This is a genomic window from Nocardia sp. NPDC004604 (genome assembly GCF_040609795.1).
Taxonomy (GTDB): domain Bacteria; phylum Actinomycetota; class Actinomycetes; order Mycobacteriales; family Mycobacteriaceae; genus Nocardia.
In genome coordinates this window covers 21,766-39,204 of sequence record NZ_JBEXLC010000055.1, presented here as the reverse complement: position 1 = coordinate 39,204, position 17,439 = coordinate 21,766, and the positions used below count along the sequence as shown (strand labels likewise).

Annotated in this window: 10 protein-coding genes and 1 tRNA gene; 8 read left to right on the top strand and 3 right to left on the bottom strand. The window is 65.2% G+C overall.

Annotated features, from left to right (window positions below):
• Window positions 1-139: 139 nt before the first annotated feature.
• Window positions 140-1,696, top strand: coding sequence for an FAD-dependent monooxygenase (locus tag ABZW16_RS20875; protein WP_354957591.1), 1,557 nt, complete (start codon window positions 140-142; stop codon window positions 1,694-1,696).
• Window positions 1,697-2,111: 415 nt separating this feature from the next.
• Here ABZW16_RS20875 and ABZW16_RS20870 read toward each other — a convergent pair whose 3' ends face one another.
• Together ABZW16_RS20870 and ABZW16_RS20865 are read right to left on the bottom strand one after the other, a co-directional pair.
• Window positions 2,112-2,453, bottom strand: a complete 342-nt coding sequence (locus tag ABZW16_RS20870; protein ID WP_354957589.1) for an Lsr2 family protein — start codon at window positions 2,451-2,453, stop codon at window positions 2,112-2,114.
• 680 nt (window positions 2,454-3,133) lie between these two features.
• Window positions 3,134-3,601 (bottom strand): MarR family transcriptional regulator, encoded by a 468-nt coding sequence (locus ABZW16_RS20865; RefSeq protein ID WP_354957588.1) that lies wholly within the window; start codon window positions 3,599-3,601, stop codon window positions 3,134-3,136.
• 132 nt (window positions 3,602-3,733) lie between these two features.
• Here ABZW16_RS20865 and ABZW16_RS20860 point away from each other — a divergent pair, with 132 nt between their 5' ends.
• Together ABZW16_RS20860 and ABZW16_RS20855 are read left to right on the top strand one after the other, a co-directional pair.
• Window positions 3,734-4,633 carry an N-acyl homoserine lactonase family protein gene (locus ABZW16_RS20860; RefSeq protein ID WP_354957587.1) on the top strand — a complete coding sequence of 300 codons (900 nt, stop codon included), beginning with the start codon at window positions 3,734-3,736 and terminating at the stop codon, window positions 4,631-4,633.
• On the top strand, window positions 4,630-5,067 hold the full coding sequence (locus ABZW16_RS20855; protein ID WP_354957586.1) for an SRPBCC family protein: 438 nt from the start codon (window positions 4,630-4,632) through the stop codon (window positions 5,065-5,067). Before ABZW16_RS20860 ends, ABZW16_RS20855 begins: the two co-directional genes overlap by 4 nt.
• A gap of 346 nt (window positions 5,068-5,413) precedes the next feature.
• Here ABZW16_RS20855 and ABZW16_RS20850 read toward each other — a convergent pair.
• A tRNA-Arg gene (locus tag ABZW16_RS20850) sits at window positions 5,414-5,490 on the bottom strand.
• Between the two features lie 222 nt (window positions 5,491-5,712).
• Between ABZW16_RS20850 and ABZW16_RS20845 the strand changes: the two genes are divergently transcribed.
• From ABZW16_RS20845 to ABZW16_RS20825, 5 genes are all read left to right on the top strand, one after another.
• Window positions 5,713-7,752 (top strand): cytochrome c oxidase assembly protein, encoded by a 2,040-nt coding sequence (locus ABZW16_RS20845; RefSeq protein ID WP_354957585.1) that lies wholly within the window; start codon window positions 5,713-5,715, stop codon window positions 7,750-7,752.
• A 41-nt stretch (window positions 7,753-7,793) separates the two neighbouring features.
• The gene (locus tag ABZW16_RS20840; protein WP_354957612.1) at window positions 7,794-8,741 is read left to right on the top strand and encodes a threonine/serine dehydratase; all 948 of its coding nucleotides are present in this window, start codon (window positions 7,794-7,796) and stop codon (window positions 8,739-8,741) included.
• A 249-nt stretch (window positions 8,742-8,990) separates the two neighbouring features.
• Window positions 8,991-9,515 (top strand): single-stranded DNA-binding protein, encoded by a 525-nt coding sequence (locus ABZW16_RS20835; protein WP_354957584.1) that lies wholly within the window; start codon window positions 8,991-8,993, stop codon window positions 9,513-9,515.
• A gap of 77 nt (window positions 9,516-9,592) precedes the next feature.
• Window positions 9,593-11,269 (top strand): energy-dependent translational throttle protein EttA, encoded by a 1,677-nt coding sequence (gene ettA / locus ABZW16_RS20830; RefSeq protein ID WP_354957583.1) that lies wholly within the window; start codon window positions 9,593-9,595, stop codon window positions 11,267-11,269.
• A 1,230-nt stretch (window positions 11,270-12,499) separates the two neighbouring features.
• Complete coding sequence (locus ABZW16_RS20825) at window positions 12,500-17,437, top strand: NAD-glutamate dehydrogenase (protein ID WP_354957582.1); 4,938 nt, start codon at window positions 12,500-12,502, stop codon at window positions 17,435-17,437.
• Window positions 17,438-17,439 lie beyond the last annotated feature (2 nt).

Genomic DNA, 17,439 nt, shown 5'->3' with positions numbered 1-17,439 from the left:
GCGCACCCGGGGGCTTGCGGCAAGACCCGGGGCATGCTGCAGAATCGCAGACCGAGTTCAGAACCTGCGGAAATGGGAGTACCGAATGCGTGTTGTCGACGAGCCGGGACGCGACGAAATACTTCGAGAGGAACGGCGCGTGACCGACACCGACGTGATCATCGTGGGCGCCGGCCCGACCGGCCTGATGCTGGCCGCTGAGCTGCGCCTGGCCGGAGTGCGACCGCTGATACTGGAGCGCCAGCCACAGCTCCGGGACACCCCGAAGGCCCACGGTCTCGGCGGGCAGATCCTGCAACTGCTGCGCTACCGGGGCCTGCTGGAACGGATCCGCGCGGCCGTCACCGACCCCACGCCGGCTCCCATATTCCCGTTCGGGGGAGTGCATCTGGACTTTACGCACCTGGCAGATCCCCCACTGGAAGGTTTGCCGCTCCCGCAGCGGCGACTCGAGCGCCTGCTCGACGAACACGCTCGTGAACTGGGCGCCGACATCCGCCGCGGACACGAGGTAGTCGGGGTGAGCCAGGACGACGCCACGGTGACCGCGGATGTGCGCGGGCCGGACGGACCGTATCGGGTGACCGCCCGATATCTGGTGGGCTGCGACGGGGCGCGCAGCCGGGTCCGCGGCCTGGCGGGCATCCCGTTCCCCGGCACCACTTATCCAGAAGTCAACCGGCTCGCGCAGGTCACCATGCCCGATTCGGTGACCATGCTCGACAACGGCGATCTCGACGTTCCCGAACTGGGCCGGATCCGTGCGGGTTTCACCCGAACAGACCGCGGTGTGTTCGCGGTCGGGTCACTCACCCCCGGGGTTCTGTTCCTGCAAACCACGGAGGACGAGCTCACCGAAGTCGACGATGACGTGCCGATGACCATGACCGAGCTCCAGGCGAGCATCCGGCGTTTACTCGGCGGCAATCTCCCCTTGGGAGACCCGATTCGGCTGTCGCGCTACCAATTTCAAGCTCGTCAGGCCGAACGGTACCGTGACGGGCGGATCCTGCTCGCTGGCGATGCGGCCCACCTGCTGCCCGCCACCGGCTCGGCGATCAATGTCGGCATGCTCGACGCGGTCAACCTTGCCTGGAAGTTGGCCGCCGATATCAACGGCTGGGCGCCGACCGGCCTGCTGGACACATATCACGATGAACGCCACTTCGCCGGTGCCCGCGCACTGCTACAGACCCGAGCCCAGGTGGCACTGCGGCGCGGACACGACCCGGCCGCCGAAGCACTTCGGGCGGTTATCCAGGAACTGCTCGTCGACGAGCAGCCATTGCGCCGCATGGGAGCCCTTATCGCGGGCACCGACATCCGCTACCCACTACCGAACTCCGACCAACACGCTCTGACCGGCACTTTCGCACCCGACCTCACCCTGCACACCGACCAGGGCACAACCAGCGTCGCGGAACTCGTGCACACCGCACGGCCCGTCCTCCTCGACCTCGCCGACCGCCCGGACCTCCGCGAGATCGCCCGAGACTGGCAGCATCGGATAGATATTCACACCGCAAAAACCGAAGACCGGCCAGCCGATGCCCTGCTGATCCGCCCGGATGCCCAAATCGCCTGGGCCGCAACGATCGATGAACCTGCTGATGCCGCCGCGCTCGCGCTCCGCGAGGCACTGTCCTGCTGGTTCGGCACACCCCGGAAATCGGCAGTGCCGACCACGTCCGCCTGATCGGCCCACCGGACACCGCCCGATTCCACCTCGGGCAACAGACCGGCTGGACCTGCTGCGTGAAACCGACATCACCAATGCCATCGTCGATGAAGCGCAGCAGGTCGGCCGGGTCCATTCGTTGCCACCGGAATAGGGATTGCCGCACACAAATCGGAACCATCGAACGCGATAGATTCGGCGCAATCCACTACACATCGTGAATGCGAATATCAGTCGACCAAGATCGACGGGCGGACCGAACATGGAGCTGCCAGCGATACCCGTGCCGGTGTGAGTGATGTGCATCAGATCGGCTTCTTGGAGCGGCGTTCATTCGTCGCTCTGAGAAGCCATCGATATATGAGGGCGGGCGTCAACACCTTTGTCGACCCGGGCTCAGCGTCCTCGGTATCGACCAATGATGTTGAATTTTCTACTTCTGTGCGCTGTGGTAGGCGGCGACCACGTCGGCGGAGATTCGGCCGCGGGCCGATACCTTGTGGCCGTTCTTGCGGGCCCATTCACGGATCACCAGCGATTGGTCCCGCTCGACCGTCGAACCGAAGCCTTTGCCGACGCCACGCGGCTTGGTCAGTCGACCGGTGCGACGAGCGTTTTCCGTCCACGGTTCGAGGGTCGCGCGCAACTTGCCCGCGTTCTTGGTCGACAGGTCGATCTCGTAGATCACGTTGTCGAGGGAAAAGCGAATGGTCTCGTCCGCCTTCGATGTGCCGTCGTAATCGTCGACCACCGTGACGGTTACTTTCTTGGCCATGAGCCATCCTTAGGGTAGATGCGGATATTTCCTTCGAATGCCAATTCGGATAGTCTATGCCGCCGAATCCCATTAAAGCCAGTTTGCTATGGCTGAACACGTCGCAATGGTCGAGAGATTCTTTCGACTCGCGTATCGGCCCGGCTATATGCTCGGCTGTGTGTGTTGCCGCCGAGCGGGCTCGGGGAATCGATGCGGTATTGGCGCAAAGGTTTCCGGTGCACGTCTGCCCACGCGGGAATTGCCCCCAGACCGGTGCGGAAGTGCCGTGATCGCCACTCCGAACCATCGCATATCGGGATCACGCAAAGTGCATCCGGGATCGGGTCGGAATTGATGGCCCGCTGAACATACTGGCCGTTTTCGGGACCCGATGGTGGCGAGGAGCGCTTCGGCTGCTGAGCGGACCTGCTGTTCGCGTTCGGGCTCATTGATGTCCTATAGGTGGAAGGCCCAGTGCGCTTCGATCAGGCACGCCACGCCTGGGCGACGCGATCCGGCGATGCCGCCGAGTGCTCGGCGCTGAGCTGGTGTTGCCGATCGGGCAGCCACCATTGAGTCCACAACTCGCGCAGGCGTTCTCGGGCCCGCGCGTCGCGGGCGGCGAGGGCAACGCTTCCGATTCGGCCCGGCGATCTTGGCCGCGGCCATGTGTTCCTCGGGATCGGAGCCTCGGAGGCTCATTTCGATATGGCTGCCTCGCGGCGTCGGGCGAGCGCTTCGCCTGCGGACGACCCGTCGGCAAGCCCGCGCAATACGCGCAGGGCCGGTTCAATCGGCTTCCCGGCGGTCAGCTGATCCAGCTGCTCGTACAGCGCACTCTCGACGGCGGCGATCTGGCGTGCGACCCGGCGTCCATCCGGGGTCAGGGTCAGCGAGACGAATCTCCGGTCGCCGGGGCTCACCTCGCGCTCCACCAGTCCCTGGCCCGTCAGCCGATCGACGAGCCTGCTCGGGCTCGTCGTGGTTTCACATACGAGTAGCTCCCCGACGCCGACCAGGGTCAGCGGTCCGAAGTCGTCGAGTACGCGCAGCACTTCCGCCTGAGACGGAGTCACCCCCAGTGGCCGCAACTGCGCTGCCAGCTGTCGGTTGCCTTCTCGCTGGATCGCCAGAATCAGGTACCGCAACTCTTCCGCGGTTCTCACCGCACTCGCCTCATCCGCACCATTGCTCCTGCTCTCACGTAGGACCGCCACATAAACATTACACGACACCTATTGCTCAACAGCAGATGTCGTGTAATCTAGTTACACGACATCTACTGAAGGAGTAACGCCATGAGCACTGCCTTGGACCCCATCTCGAGCGTGTCGGTCATCAGCACCGGCACGGTCGCCATCCGCCCCGAACATGTCGGGCCGACGCGGAAGAACACCTATGTTTGGCTGTTCACCTCGCGCCGATGGACCGACCCGAGGCCGATCAATGTCTTCGTCATCGAGCATCGAGACGGCCTGGTCCTGTTCGACACCGGCCAGGACCGAGCTTCGGTCACCGACCCCGATTACTTCCCCGGTGGGCTGAACGGGCTGGTCTACTCCCGGCTGGCCAAGTTCGACATCGAACCGGCGCAGACGCTTTCGGCCGGAATCCGCCGGCTCGGGCACGCGCTCGGGGACGTCCATACCGCTGTGCTGTCCCATCTGCACCAGGACCACATCGGCGGGCTTCCCGAACTCGATCGCTCGGACATCGTGATCGACCGGATCGAATGGGACTCGCTGCACAAACCTCTGCCCGAGGCCCGCGGACTGATGCCGACCCACATCGACCTGCCCGGCCTGCGCTGGAAGCAGGTGGAACCGGAAGGTCTTGCCGATCCCGCCATCCGCCCCTTCGAGCGCGGGCACGATCTGTTCGGTGACGGCAGCCTGGTGCTGCTGCGCACTCCCGGCCACACCCCGGGATCGCTGTCGATGCTGGTGCGCCGCCCCGGACAGCACCCGCTGCTGATGGTCGGTGACCTCACCTACGACGACCGCCTGCTCGCCGAGGGACATCTGCCGGGTGTCGGGGACAAACGACAGATGCGAACTTCGGCACACCTGGTCAACGAACTCCGTACGGCGCTGCCCGGACTCGTCATCCTGCCCGCCCATGATCCGGGTGCGAGCGCACGACTGGCGCGCGCTTTGTCGATCCCGCCGGCCCCCATCCGGACGCAGGCGACATCATGATCAGCGAACAATCCGCACGGATACGTGTCGCAGCGACACCGGACGAGGTGCGAGCCGTGCTCCTCGACCCGCTGTCACTGCCCGAATGGAACCCGGCCTTTCTTCGAATACACGGCCGACCGGAGGCAGTGATCGGCGAACCCTATCGGTTGATCGTTCGCCCCGGACTGTCCGGAACCTTCGACTACGTGAGCATCGAACCCGGCCGAATCGATACCCGCTGGAGCGTGCCGGGATTCACCGAACTGGGCAATTGGCGCATCCAACCCTCCGGTGCCGCAACAGAAGTCGAGCACGCATTCGGTCAGGAAGGTCCGCTCGCCGCAGTGCTTGCCCCGGCCTACCGCTCGGTCGCACGAATACGGCTCACCCGACTCGCAGCAAGACTCGGCCACACCGAGCCGTCGCCATGGCAGTCCAACGGGCTGCATTGACTGCGCTGTCAGCGTGTGGATTCGGAGTCCGGTATTCGCCCCGCAGCGCGGCGGTCACAGTCGAGGCGACGCCTCGGTAGCCCGGTGCGGGGGTGGTGGTCTGCGAGCGTGAAACTGTCGGGAGCCGAGCGCACTGTCGCCGGCTGGCGCGGCGGTGTGAATCGACGATCGCGACGGCCAAGACAGAACTCTGGGCGGCACGGCAACATTCTGGGCAACTTCACAGGTTGGACCCTTGGGCCCGAGAGGCGAACCAGATCTCGAATCTGGCGTTTACGGAGCCAATCGTGTGGATACTCACACCACGGAACTGCGCTCCCGCTGGTCAGCGGGTCGCAGTACTGGGTGGTGCCCCCGGCAGGAATCGAACCTGCGACCTAGGGATTAGAAGGCCCTTGCTCTATCCAACTGAGCTACGGAGGCAGTGGGTTCCACGATGGCCGACATTGGCCGTGCTGTCCAGCAGGGCAAGTATAGCGACCGTCCAGATGGCTAGGTTCTTAGTATTAGCAACATTTCAGCCACCTGCGGCGCATGGGCCGAGCGAGTCGCGGGATGATCGACATCGCACCTCCGATCCGTTAGCCACCATATCGGCCCAATCCCCACCGGGCCACGCATTAACGGCCGACTACGCTCAGTCCCATGTCGTCACCGCAGGACCCGTCCGTCGCACCCGATCTCGAAACGGGTAAATCGGGCTCCGCGGCGACCTTCGCGACCATCACGGTGCTGGCCGGTGCGATCGCGGCGGTGGTCGCTGCGATGATCGTCGGACTGTCGGCGGCGCAGGCGTTGACCTTGCTCGGCATTCCGGATCCCGGACCGCTGACCACCTATGGCCTGCCCGCGCTGCGGGCGCTCGCCGATCTGTCCGCCGCATTGACTGTCGGCTCACTGCTGTTCGCCGCGTTCCTGATACCCCCGCAGGCGAACGGCCTGCTCGATGTCGGCGGGTATCGCGCGGTCCGGCGCGCCTCGAACTTCGCCCTGAGCTGGGCCTGCTGTGCGGCGCTGCTGATACCGCTGACGGTGTCGGATACCACCGGGCAGCCGGTGAGTCAGATCTGGCGGCCGGAGCAATTGTGGCGCGCGATCGGTCAGGTGGATCTGGCCCAGGCGTGGCGCACGACGGTGGTCTTCGCGCTGATCGTCGCGGTGGGTTGCCGACTCGCGCTGCGCTGGGGGTGGACCCCGGTGCTGTTCGGCGGTGCGGTCGTCACGATGATGCCGCTGGCACTGACCGGGCATTCGTCCGCGGGCGGTGCGCACGACCTGGCGACCAACAGCCTGATCCTGCACCTGGTTTCCGCCGCGGTGTGGGTCGGTGGATTGTTCGCGGTGCTCGCGTACGCGATGCGCGGCGGCGGGCACACCGATATCGCGGCCCGGCGATTCTCGCTGACCGCCACCATCGCCTTCATCGTGATCGGCGTCAGCGGTGTGATCAACTCCTGGGTGCGGGTGCCATGGAGCGATCTGTTCACCACCACCTACGGCCGACTGGTGATCGCCAAGGCGTGCGCGCTCGCGGTGCTCGGCGGGGTCGGATATCTGCAGCGTCGCGCCAGTCTCCCCGCACTCGCCGCGAACCCGCGCGACCGCGCCGCGCTCATCCGATTCGGTGGTGTGGAAGCGCTGATCTTCGCGGCCACCATGGGTCTGGCCGTCGGGTTGGGTCGAACGCCGCCGCCACCGCCGACCAGCGTGCCGACCCCTACCGAGGTCGAACTCGGCTACAACCTGGACGGCCCGCCGTCGGTATCGCGACTGCTGTTCGACTGGCGCTTCGACTTGATCTTCGGCACGCTGTCCGTCGTGCTTGCGGTCCTGTACCTGATGGGGGTGCGGCGGTTGCGTGCGCGCGGGGACGCCTGGCCGGTCGGGCGAACCATTGCCTGGCTATCGGCCTGTGCGATCCTGCTTTTCGCCACCTCGTCGGGGGTCGGGCGGTATGCCCCTGCGGCGTTCAGCGTGCACATGGGACAGCACATGGCGCTGTCGATGCTGGCGCCGATCCTGTTCGCGCTCGGTGGTGCGGTCACCTTGGCGCTGCGGGCCTTGCCACCGGCCGGGCGCAACGGCGTGCCCGGTCCTCGGGAATGGATTCTGGCCGCGGTGCACAACCCGGTCTCGCGCTTTCTGACCCATCCGATCGTCGCGTCGGTGATCTTCGTCGGCGGGTTCTACGCGCTGTACATGGGCGGTATCTACGATTCGTTCGTCGATTCCCATGCGGCGCATCTGATGATGAACCTGCACTTCCTGCTCAGCGGCTATCTGTTCTATTGGGTGGTGATCGGCATCGACCCGAAGCCGCGTCAGGTGCAGCCGCTGACCAAGCTCGGCATGGTATTCGGCTCGCTGCCCTTCCATGCTTTCTTCGGTATCGCGCTGATGAGCATGACCACGGTGATGGGTGGGTGGTTCTTCCGCAGCCTCGCCCTGGGCTGGAACAACGACCTGCTCGGTGACCAGCGCACCGGCGGTAGCCTCGCGTGGGCGAGCGGGGAGGTGCCGTTGGTGGTGGTGATGCTGGCACTGCTCATCCAGTGGTCGCGCAGCGATGCCAAACTCGCGAAGCGGACCGATCGGGCAGCCGACCGGGACCATGACGCGGAGTTGGCCGCCCACAATGCCATGTTCGCCGAATTGGCCAAGCGGGACCGAGGAATGCGTCATTGAGTTCCATCGAGGTACAAGCAGTGAGTGAGCGGGGTGCCACGATGGTGGAGAACAGGCATGCCCGACGGGTGTATCGATCCGATGTCCGTGCCGCGCGCAGACGACTGGCCGGACAGGTGCGCAAGACGCCGGTATTCCATACCTCGATCATGGGACCGAACGGGCCCGTCCCGGTCACGCTGAAGCTCGAATACCTGCAGCACGGTGGGACATTCAAGGTACGCGGCAGCTTCAACGCGCTGCTGGAGTCGGCCGGACAGGTCGATCAGGTGGTCATCGCCTCGGGTGGCAACGCCGGGATCGCGGCCGCGTTGGCCTCTGCTCGCCTCGGCAAGCTGTGCACCGTGGTGGTCCCGGAATCGGCGCCGCATACCAAGGTGGCCGCGATGTGGTCCTACGGTGCCGAAGTGCTGTGGCACGGAACGACTTACGCCGAGGCCTACCGTTACGCGACCGAGCTCGCGAACGAGCGGGGCGCCATGCAATTGCACGCCTACGACCTGCCCTCAGTGGTTGCCGGTGCGGGTGTGGTCGGGCTGGAGCTGGAGGAGCAGGTGCGCGGGCGACCACCGGTGCTGGTCGCGGTCGGTGGCGGCGGGCTGGTCGCCGGGATCGCGGCGGCGCTCGGGCGGCGGCAGCAGGTGGTCGGGGTCGAACCGGAGGGCATTGCCACGCTCAACGCCGCATTGCGCGCACAGCGGCCCGTGGAGGTGAATGTCGCCCGCATCGCAACGGAGTCATTGGGCGCCAATCGGATCGGGGATATCGCGTTGGATATCGCGCGTCGCTATGACGTGCGGTCACTATTGGTGACCGATGACGCGATTGCGACGGCCCGCGAATATCTGTGGCGGGAGTTTCGGATCGTCGTGGAATTGACGGGGGCGACGGCGCTGGCCGCCGTGCAGAGCGGCGCATATGTGCCCGCCGAAGGGGAGCGGCCCGTGATCGTGCTGTGTGGTGCCAATACCGACTTGGCGGTCTTCTAACTCGCGCGGGTTTCGGCGCCATCGCTCGTCGATATCGCCATCGGGTGGTCAGGGCCCGGTCGAGTCGCCGTTCTTCCGTCGATCGAGATGTATGAAGTGGCGACTGTCCACATGTTTCGAAGTTGTCCACATTCGGGAATCGGGGCGGCCGGATGGGGTAACGAGCCGTCAGGCTGAAGGGGTCTTCGATGTCGAGGACGGAACACCTGAAGCGATCCGTGACGGATCGAAACGTAAAGGGGCGCAACGATGTACGAAGCGATGGCGACTGTGATCGGCACGGTCGTGACCCATCCGATCAAGCGCGATCTGACCAATGGGGAGCAGGTGGTGACCTTTCGGATGGCGAGCAATTCCCGGCGGTTCAATCCCGAGACCGGGGAGTGGGTGGACAACGGAACGCTCTATCTCACGGTCAGCTGCTGGCGCAGACTGGTGCTCGGTGTCGATGCCTCCCTGCGCCGCGGCGATCCGATCATCGCGCACGGCCAACTGCGCTCACACGAATACCGGGGCAGGGACGGCGCGGAACGCCGCGATGTCGAAATGCGCGCCACCGCGATCGGCCCTGACCTGTCCCGCTGCACCGCGCAGGTGGTCCGGCGCGCGGTTTCGGGCGTGGCGTCCGGACCCAGTACCCTGGCACGGAATAGTTGTGACCGATCCAGCGCTGATGATCGTGCACGCGTCGACGGCCAGGAGCCGGGGGAGGACGCGACGTCCCCGTCTTCCGCACCGCCCCAGCTCGCTGATCCCGAGCCCGTCGACGCTTGACGCACGGCCGGATACTCCCGGCGACAGTGGTGGCTCTGTTGCATTCCATCGATACCCACACCGATAGGCTTTCCCGTATGGCTGAGTTCATCTACCAAATGAAGAAGGTTCGCAAGGCGCACGGCGATAAGGTCGTGCTCGACGATGTCACCTTGAACTTCCTTCCCGGCGCGAAAATCGGCGTCGTCGGCCCCAACGGCGCGGGTAAATCCAGCGTGCTGAAGATCATGGCCGCACTGGACCAGCCGAATAACGGCGAGGCCTTCCTCGCCCCGGGTGCCACCGTCGGCATCCTGCAGCAGGAGCCGCCGCTGAACGAGGAGAAGACGGTTCGCGGCAATGTCGAGGAGGGCCTCGGCGAGGTCAAGGTGAAGCTGGATCGCTTCAACGAGATCGCCGAACTCATGGCCACCGACTACTCCGACGAGCTCATGGACGAAATGGGCAAACTGCAGGAGTACCTGGACCACGCCGATGCCTGGGATATCGATTCCCAGCTCGAGCAGGCCATGGACGCGTTGCGCTGCCCGCCGCCGGACGAGTCGGTCACCAACCTCTCCGGTGGTGAGCGCCGTCGCGTCGCACTGTGCAAGCTGCTGCTGAGCAAGCCCGATCTGCTGCTGCTCGACGAACCGACCAACCACCTCGATGCCGAGAGCGTGCTCTGGCTCGAGCAGCACCTGGCCTCGTACGCCGGTGCCGTGCTGGCCGTCACCCACGACCGGTACTTCCTCGACAATGTCGCCGAGTGGATTCTCGAACTCGACCGCGGCCGCGCCTACCCCTACGAGGGCAACTACTCCACCTACCTGGAGAAGAAGGCCCAGCGTCTCGAGGTCCAGGGCAAGAAGGACCAGAAACTGCAGAAGCGCCTCAAGGAGGAGTTGGCCTGGGTGCGGTCCGGCGCCAAGGCCCGCCAGGCCAAGAACAAGGCCCGCCTGGGACGGTACGAGGAGATGGCGGCCGAGGCCGAGCGGCACCGGAAGTTGGACTTCGAGGAGATCCAGATCCCGGCGGGTCCGCGCCTGGGCAGTGTGGTCGTCGAGGTCGAACATCTGGACAAGGGTTTCGGCGACCGTCAGCTCATCAAGGATCTGTCGTTCACCCTGCCGCGCAACGGCATTGTCGGCGTCATCGGCCCGAATGGTGTCGGTAAGACCACACTGTTCAAGACGATCGTCGGGCTCGAGTCGCCCGATAGCGGTGAGGTGAAGGTCGGCGAGACGGTCAAGCTGAGCTACGTCGACCAGAACCGCGCGGGTATCGACCCGAAGAAGAACGTCTGGCAGGTCGTCTCCGACGGTCTGGACTTCATCGAGGTCGGCAACCAGGAGATGCCCTCGCGCGCTTATGTCAGCGCCTTCGGCTTCAAGGGCCCGGACCAGCAGAAGCCCGCCGGGGTGCTCTCCGGTGGTGAGCGCAACCGGTTGAACCTCGCGCTCACCCTCAAGCAGGGTGGCAACCTGATCCTGCTCGACGAGCCGACCAACGACCTCGACGTGGAGACGCTGAGTTCGCTGGAGAACGCGCTCGAACAGTTCCCGGGCTGCGCCGTCGTCATCTCCCACGACCGCTGGTTCCTCGACCGGACCTGCACCCACATCCTGGCGTGGGAGGGCGATAGCGATAACGACGCCAAGTGGTTCTGGTTCGAGGGCAACTTCGAGGCATATGAGGCCAATAAGATCGAGCGTCTCGGCATCGAAGCTGCCCGGCCGCACCGGGTGACGCACCGCAAGCTCACCCGCGACTGAGTTCCGCACTCGGCGGGGCGGTCGATGTACCGCCTCGCCGGGTGGCCTTTCGCCGCTGCGGCGGCTGGTCGCTACGCGATCTGGAGGACGAAATCGCCGAGGCCACTTCGTGGTCCGATGAAGCCCGCGCGACGCGCCGACAACTCGAACGCGACGCACTCCTGGAACAACTCGCCGCCGCGACCGGTCTGCTCGGCCGCAACCGGTCGGATATAGGTATCGCGGGCGGTGCACAACCAGTCCGGGGGGGCGATCGTCCCCGAGCCGCTCCGCGGCCCGGTTCAGCACATCGGTGACCACACTGTGGAAGGTCTCGGCGCCTTGCATTGACGATGCCGCGGTCGGAAGACCGTGCCAGCAGCTCGATTCCGTCGCGCAGCACCGTCGCGCCGGTCGCTCGCCAGCGCGACGTGCAGTAGCGACGTGGTCGTCAACAAGAAGTCGACACCACGTGATGTGCCCGACTCGCGTGCATATTGCTCCCGCACGGCCGACACTTGCCGCAACTGTGCCCGTCGGGGCTGAACTCCACGATCTCGGTGCTGGAGGTGACGATCGGTGTGCATCCGGGCGGCGCGAAATAGGCGGCACCGGTGATCTGGACCGGCGCCTCTTGTTCGCTGATATGTGGCATCGCGTTCACTGCCTCTCGATATGCCGGTGGATCCCGTCATGAACAAAGTTGAGGTCCCGCGTCAGGATGTGACGTGCGCATGAATCACAGCGGAACCCGAGCTCGACAGGGGTGACGGCCTGCACCAGTGGGCGCAGTCCGAGCAATCCACGGTGGGCACCGCCGAACGACATTCGGAATCGATCCGGCTAGGCGGCTGGTCGCAGGCCGCCGAGCGGTAGCATCCGCGCATGACGCCATCGAACGGTCGTTCTGCCGAAGGAATTGCGGAGAACACGCACCCGGCGGCGTCTGCATCGAAGGAAATACGGTCGATGCACATCCGGCCACAGATCTGACTATGGTTGGAAACGTGCATGCGCAGGCGCAGTCCGGGCATTGGGTCGCTACCACCGCGATCGCGTCTACCTGACGTTGCCGGTCCGATCGGGTGCTGTGCCGGGATCATCGACCTCGGCAACCAAGCGGCGAACACTGTGGTATCGGTGAACACCCTGCATTTAGAAGGGAATTCACCTCCGCGTCTGCAAGGCACAGCTACTCTCGGACCGGCGTCACTTTGTTGCGGAACCGAATCCGAGGAGTTGGCGAAAAAAATGACTGTCTCGTCCGAATTGTCCAGCGCGGCGTGGGCCGCGGGATTGCTGCAGTCGCTGCGCGGCGAACTCGCGACGCTCGAGGAGGCGTATTTCCGCCACGTCGACGCGGGCGATGTGGACTGCGCGATCACCGGGATCACCCAGATCTTCCGGCGGCATATGGAGCTGGCGATGACCCGCACGGCCGGGCGGGCGCTAGTCCGGGTGTACCACCCGGACGACGCCTCCGGGCTCGGCGCCGCGGTGCAGCTGGTCACCGACGATATGGCGCTGCTAGTGGAGTCGATCACCTCGTCGCTGAGCCGGATGGGCGTCAGCGTGAGCGAGGTGATCCACCCGATCTTCGAGGTGACGCGCGATGCGGACGGACGGCTGACCAGCGCCGCGCCGCACGAGGTCGATACCAACGGCAGCACCGGTCTGCGCGAATCCTGGATGCACCTGCAATTGCACCCCTCGACCAGTCGCGCCCTACTGGACCGGATCGAACAGTCGATGCCGGATGTGGTCGCCGACGTGCGTCAGGTCATCGGCGATACCGAGACCATCAAACAGGTGCAGAGCAATCTGGCCGATGAGCTCGAGCTGGCCGCCAAATCCGGCCACGCGCCGTTCTCCGATACCGATCTGGTCGATACCGCGAATCTGTTGCGCTGGTTGGACAGTGGCAATTTCACCGTGCTCGGCTACGCCCGCTACCGGTTCGGCGGCGAGGAGAGGCAGACGATCTCGAATCCGTTGCCCGGCACCTGCCTCGGCGTCCTGCGCCCGGATGTCGGCACCGATTTCCGAGTGCCGGTCAACGCGGGCGACCGCCCGCTGCTGATGCTCACCCAAGGCCTGGTGCCCGCAACCGTGCACCGCTCGGTGTACCCCTATTTCATCGGTGTCGCGGACTTCGACGAATCCGGCACGATCGTCGGTGAGCACCTGTTCATCGGTGTATTCACCGTGACGGCGGTGCACGAGAACGTCCTCGACATTCCGGTCATCGAGCGCCGGGTGCGCTCGGTGATCGAGCAGAGCGGCTTCGACCTGGATTCGTTCTCCGGTCAGGCCATGCTCGAGGTCATCCAGTCGTTCCCGCGCACCGAACTGTTCTCCTCTGATGCCGAGACCATGCGCCGCACGGCCACCGCGGTCCTGAATGTCGGTCTGCGCAGGCAGGTTCGGCTGTTCCTGCGTTCGGACGGTTTCGGCCGATTCGTCGCATGCCTGGTCTATCTGCCTCGCGATCGCTACACCACCCGGGTGCGGCTGGAGATGCAGGAAATCCTGGTCCGCGAACTGGGTGGCGTCTCCATCGACTATTCGGCGCGGGTCAGCGAAAGCGAACTGGCCAGTGTGTATTTCACGGTGCGCATGCCGGAGACGGGGTTGGGGGCGCCGCGCGAGGCAGTTGCCGGTGCCGATACCTCCGAGGCCAACCGGCTGCGCATCCAGAATCTGCTCGCCGAGGCGACGCACACCTGGGATGACCGCCTCAACGATGCGGTGAGCACCTCTACCGTGCTGAATCCCGGAGTTGTGCAGCGCTACGCCGAGGCGTTTCCGGAGGCGTACAAACAGGATTTCGCCTCCGACCGTGCACTGGCCGACGTCGTCCGGCTGGAGCGGCTGACCGAGGGTTCGATCGACCAATACCTGTACCGCCATGCAGATTCGGTTCCGGGCTCGTGGCGGTTCACCCTCTACATCGGCGGCACCGGCATCTCACTGAGCCAGGTGCTCCCGGTGCTGCAGAGTCTCGGTGTCGAAGTGGTCGACGAACGGCCATACCAGATCCTGCTGGATCCGGTGCCCGGGGATGAGGGCGGGGAACGCTGGATCTACGACTTCGGTCTGCTGGCCCGGCCGGAATTGCTGCGCAGTTCGCTGGATAAGGATCTGGACGCCGAACTGCTGGAGTCCTCGGCCCGAGCCGATGCGCTGGCCTCGGCGGAGCAAGGGTTGCACGATCGGTTCACCGCGGCCTTCGAGGCGATGTGGTACGACCGAGCCGAGGCGGATGCGCTCAATGAACTCGTGCTGCGCGCCCGGCTGCCGTGGCGTGCGGTGTCGATCCTGCGGATGTACGCGAAGTACCTGCAGCAGGCCGATTTTCCGTACAGCCAGGCCAATATCGCCAGGGTCCTGCTCGCGTATCCGGATATCGCGAAACTGTTCGTCGATCTGTTCACGGCGCGGTTCGATCCGGATACCGAATCCGCCGAGCACGCCGCCGAGTTGGAGACCCGGGTGCGCGGGCGCATCGACGACGTCGTCAGCCTGGACGCCGACCGCATCCTGCGCGCGATCCTGTCGCTGATCAAGGCGACATTGCGGACCAACTACTATGTGACCGACGCCGAGGGCAATTCGCGCGGGTACGTCTCGGTGAAGGTCGAGCCGCGTGAGATCGCCGAATTGCCCAAGCCGAGGCCGCAATTCGAGATCTTCGTGTACTCGCCGCGGGTCGAGGGCGTACATCTGCGCTTCGGTCCGGTGGCGCGCGGCGGATTGCGCTGGTCGGATCGGCTGGAGGATTTCCGGACCGAGATCCTGGGTCTGGTGAAGGCGCAGGCGGTGAAGAACGCGGTCATCGTCCCGGTCGGCGCCAAGGGTGGGTTCGTGGTCAAACAGCCGCCAGCGGCCACCGGTGATCCGACCGCGGATCGGCAGGCGCTCGGCGCGGAGGGCGTCGAGTGCTACCGGACCTTCATCTCCGGTCTGCTCGATGTCACCGACAATGTGGACCGGGCAACCGGTGCCGTGCTGCCACCCGCGCGGGTGATCCGCCGCGACGGCGATGACACCTACCTGGTTGTTGCCGCCGATAAGGGCACCGCGACATTCTCCGATATCGCCAACGATGTGGCGCAGCGCTATGGATTCTGGCTCGGTGACGCATTCGCCTCGGGTGGTTCGGCGGGTTACGACCACAAGGCGATGGGCATTACCGCCAAGGGTGCCTGGGAGAGCGTGAAGCGCCACTTCCAGGAGATGGACATCGATACCCAGACCGAGGATTTCACTGTGGTCGGGGTCGGCGATATGAGCGGTGACGTCTTCGGCAACGGCATGCTGCTCTCCGAGCACATCCGGTTGGTCGCGGCATTCGACCATCGGCATATCTTCCTGGATCCCGATCCCGATGCGGCCACCTCGTTCCGGGAGCGGCAGCGGATGTTCGCGCTGCCGCGCTCGTCCTGGGCGGACTACGACACCTCGCTGATCAGTACCGGCGGTGGCGTCTGGGATCGCACCGTGAAGTCCGTGCCGATCAGCCCGCAGGCGCGAAAGGCGTTGGGGCTTGCCGATGATGTGGTCGCGCTCTCGCCGCCGGAACTGGTGCGGGCGATCCTGCTTTCGCCGGTGCAACTGCTGTGGAACGGTGGTATCGGCACCTACATCAAGGCCAGCACCGAGACCAATGCCGAGGTCGGCGACAAGTCCAATGACGCGGTGCGGGTCAATGGAAAACAGTTGCGGGTCAAGGTGGTCGGCGAGGGCGGCAATCTGGGCGCGACCGCGCTCGGCCGCATCGAGTTCTGTCGCAACGGCGGCAAGATGAATACCGATGCGCTGGACAACTCGGCCGGTGTGGACTGCTCCGACCACGAGGTCAATATCAAGGTGCTGCTCGACGGTGTGGTCAGCGCGGGCGGACTGCCCGAGGCCGAACGCAATCCGCTGCTCGCCTCGATGACCGATGAGGTCAGCCAGCTGGTGTTGCAGGACAACGTCTCCCAGAATTTCCTGATGGGCATCTCGCGGGCCGAAGCGCCCCGGATGCTGAATGTTCACCAGCGGCTCATCGAGGATCTGGAGGCGCGTCGCGGGGTGGATCGCGAGCTGGAGGCGCTGCCGTCGCAGGTGGAGATCAAGCGCAGACTCGAGGAGGGCACCGGTCTGGCCTCGCCCGAGCTGTCCAATCTCATGGCGCACGTGAAGCTTTCGCTCAAGGCCGATCTGCTCGAGACCGATCTGCCGGATATCGCGTACTTCGCCAGCAGGCTGCCGCAGTACTTCCCGACACCTTTGCGGGCTCGGTTCGGCACCGCCATCAAGCGGCACCGGCTGCGTCGGGAGATCACCACCACGATGGTGGTCAACGAAATGGTCGACTACGGCGGCATCACCTACGCCCATCGGCTGAACGAGGAAGTCGGAGCCAGCACGACGGATGCGGTGCGCGCGTTTGCGGCGGCCAGCGAGATCTTCGACCTGCACGATATGTGGGCGCGGATCCGGGCCACCGACGCCTCGGTGTCGGTGCGCGACGAACTGGAGCTGGAGACCAAGCGGGCGCTGGACCGCGCCTCGCGCTGGTTGCTGAGCAACCGTCCGCAGCCGATCGCGGTCGGCGCGGAGATCAACCGGTACAGCCGGGGCGTGCGGGAGCTGGCGCCGCAGGTGCCCGGCTGGCTGCGCGGACATCACGTCTCGATACTGACCGATCAGTCCGCCGAATTGATCGCGCGCGGCGCGCCGACCGACCTCGCCACCGAGGTCTTCGGGCTGCTGAATCTGTTCCCGCTGCTCGATGTGTTGGATATCGCAGATATCACCGATCGCGACGGCGATGAGGTCGGCTCGCTGTACTACGCGCTCAACGATCACCTCAAGATCGATTGGCTGTTGCAGGCGGTCAGCCACCTGGAACGCGGCGATCGCTGGCACGCGCTGGCCCGGCTCGCACTGCGCGACGATATGTACGGTTCGCTGCGCTCGCTGACCCTCGACGTGCTCTCCGGCGGTGACCCGGAGGAGACAGCGGACGAGAAGATTGCATACTGGGAGTCGAAAAACCAGTCCCGGCTCGGACGCGCTCGGGCAGCGCTGTCGGAGTTGTTCGAGTCCGGAACCCACGATCTCGCTACGCTGTCGGTTGCGGCGCGGCAAGTGCGAAGCATGGTGAGCGGGGTGGGCGCCCAATCGGAGGTACCACGTTGACG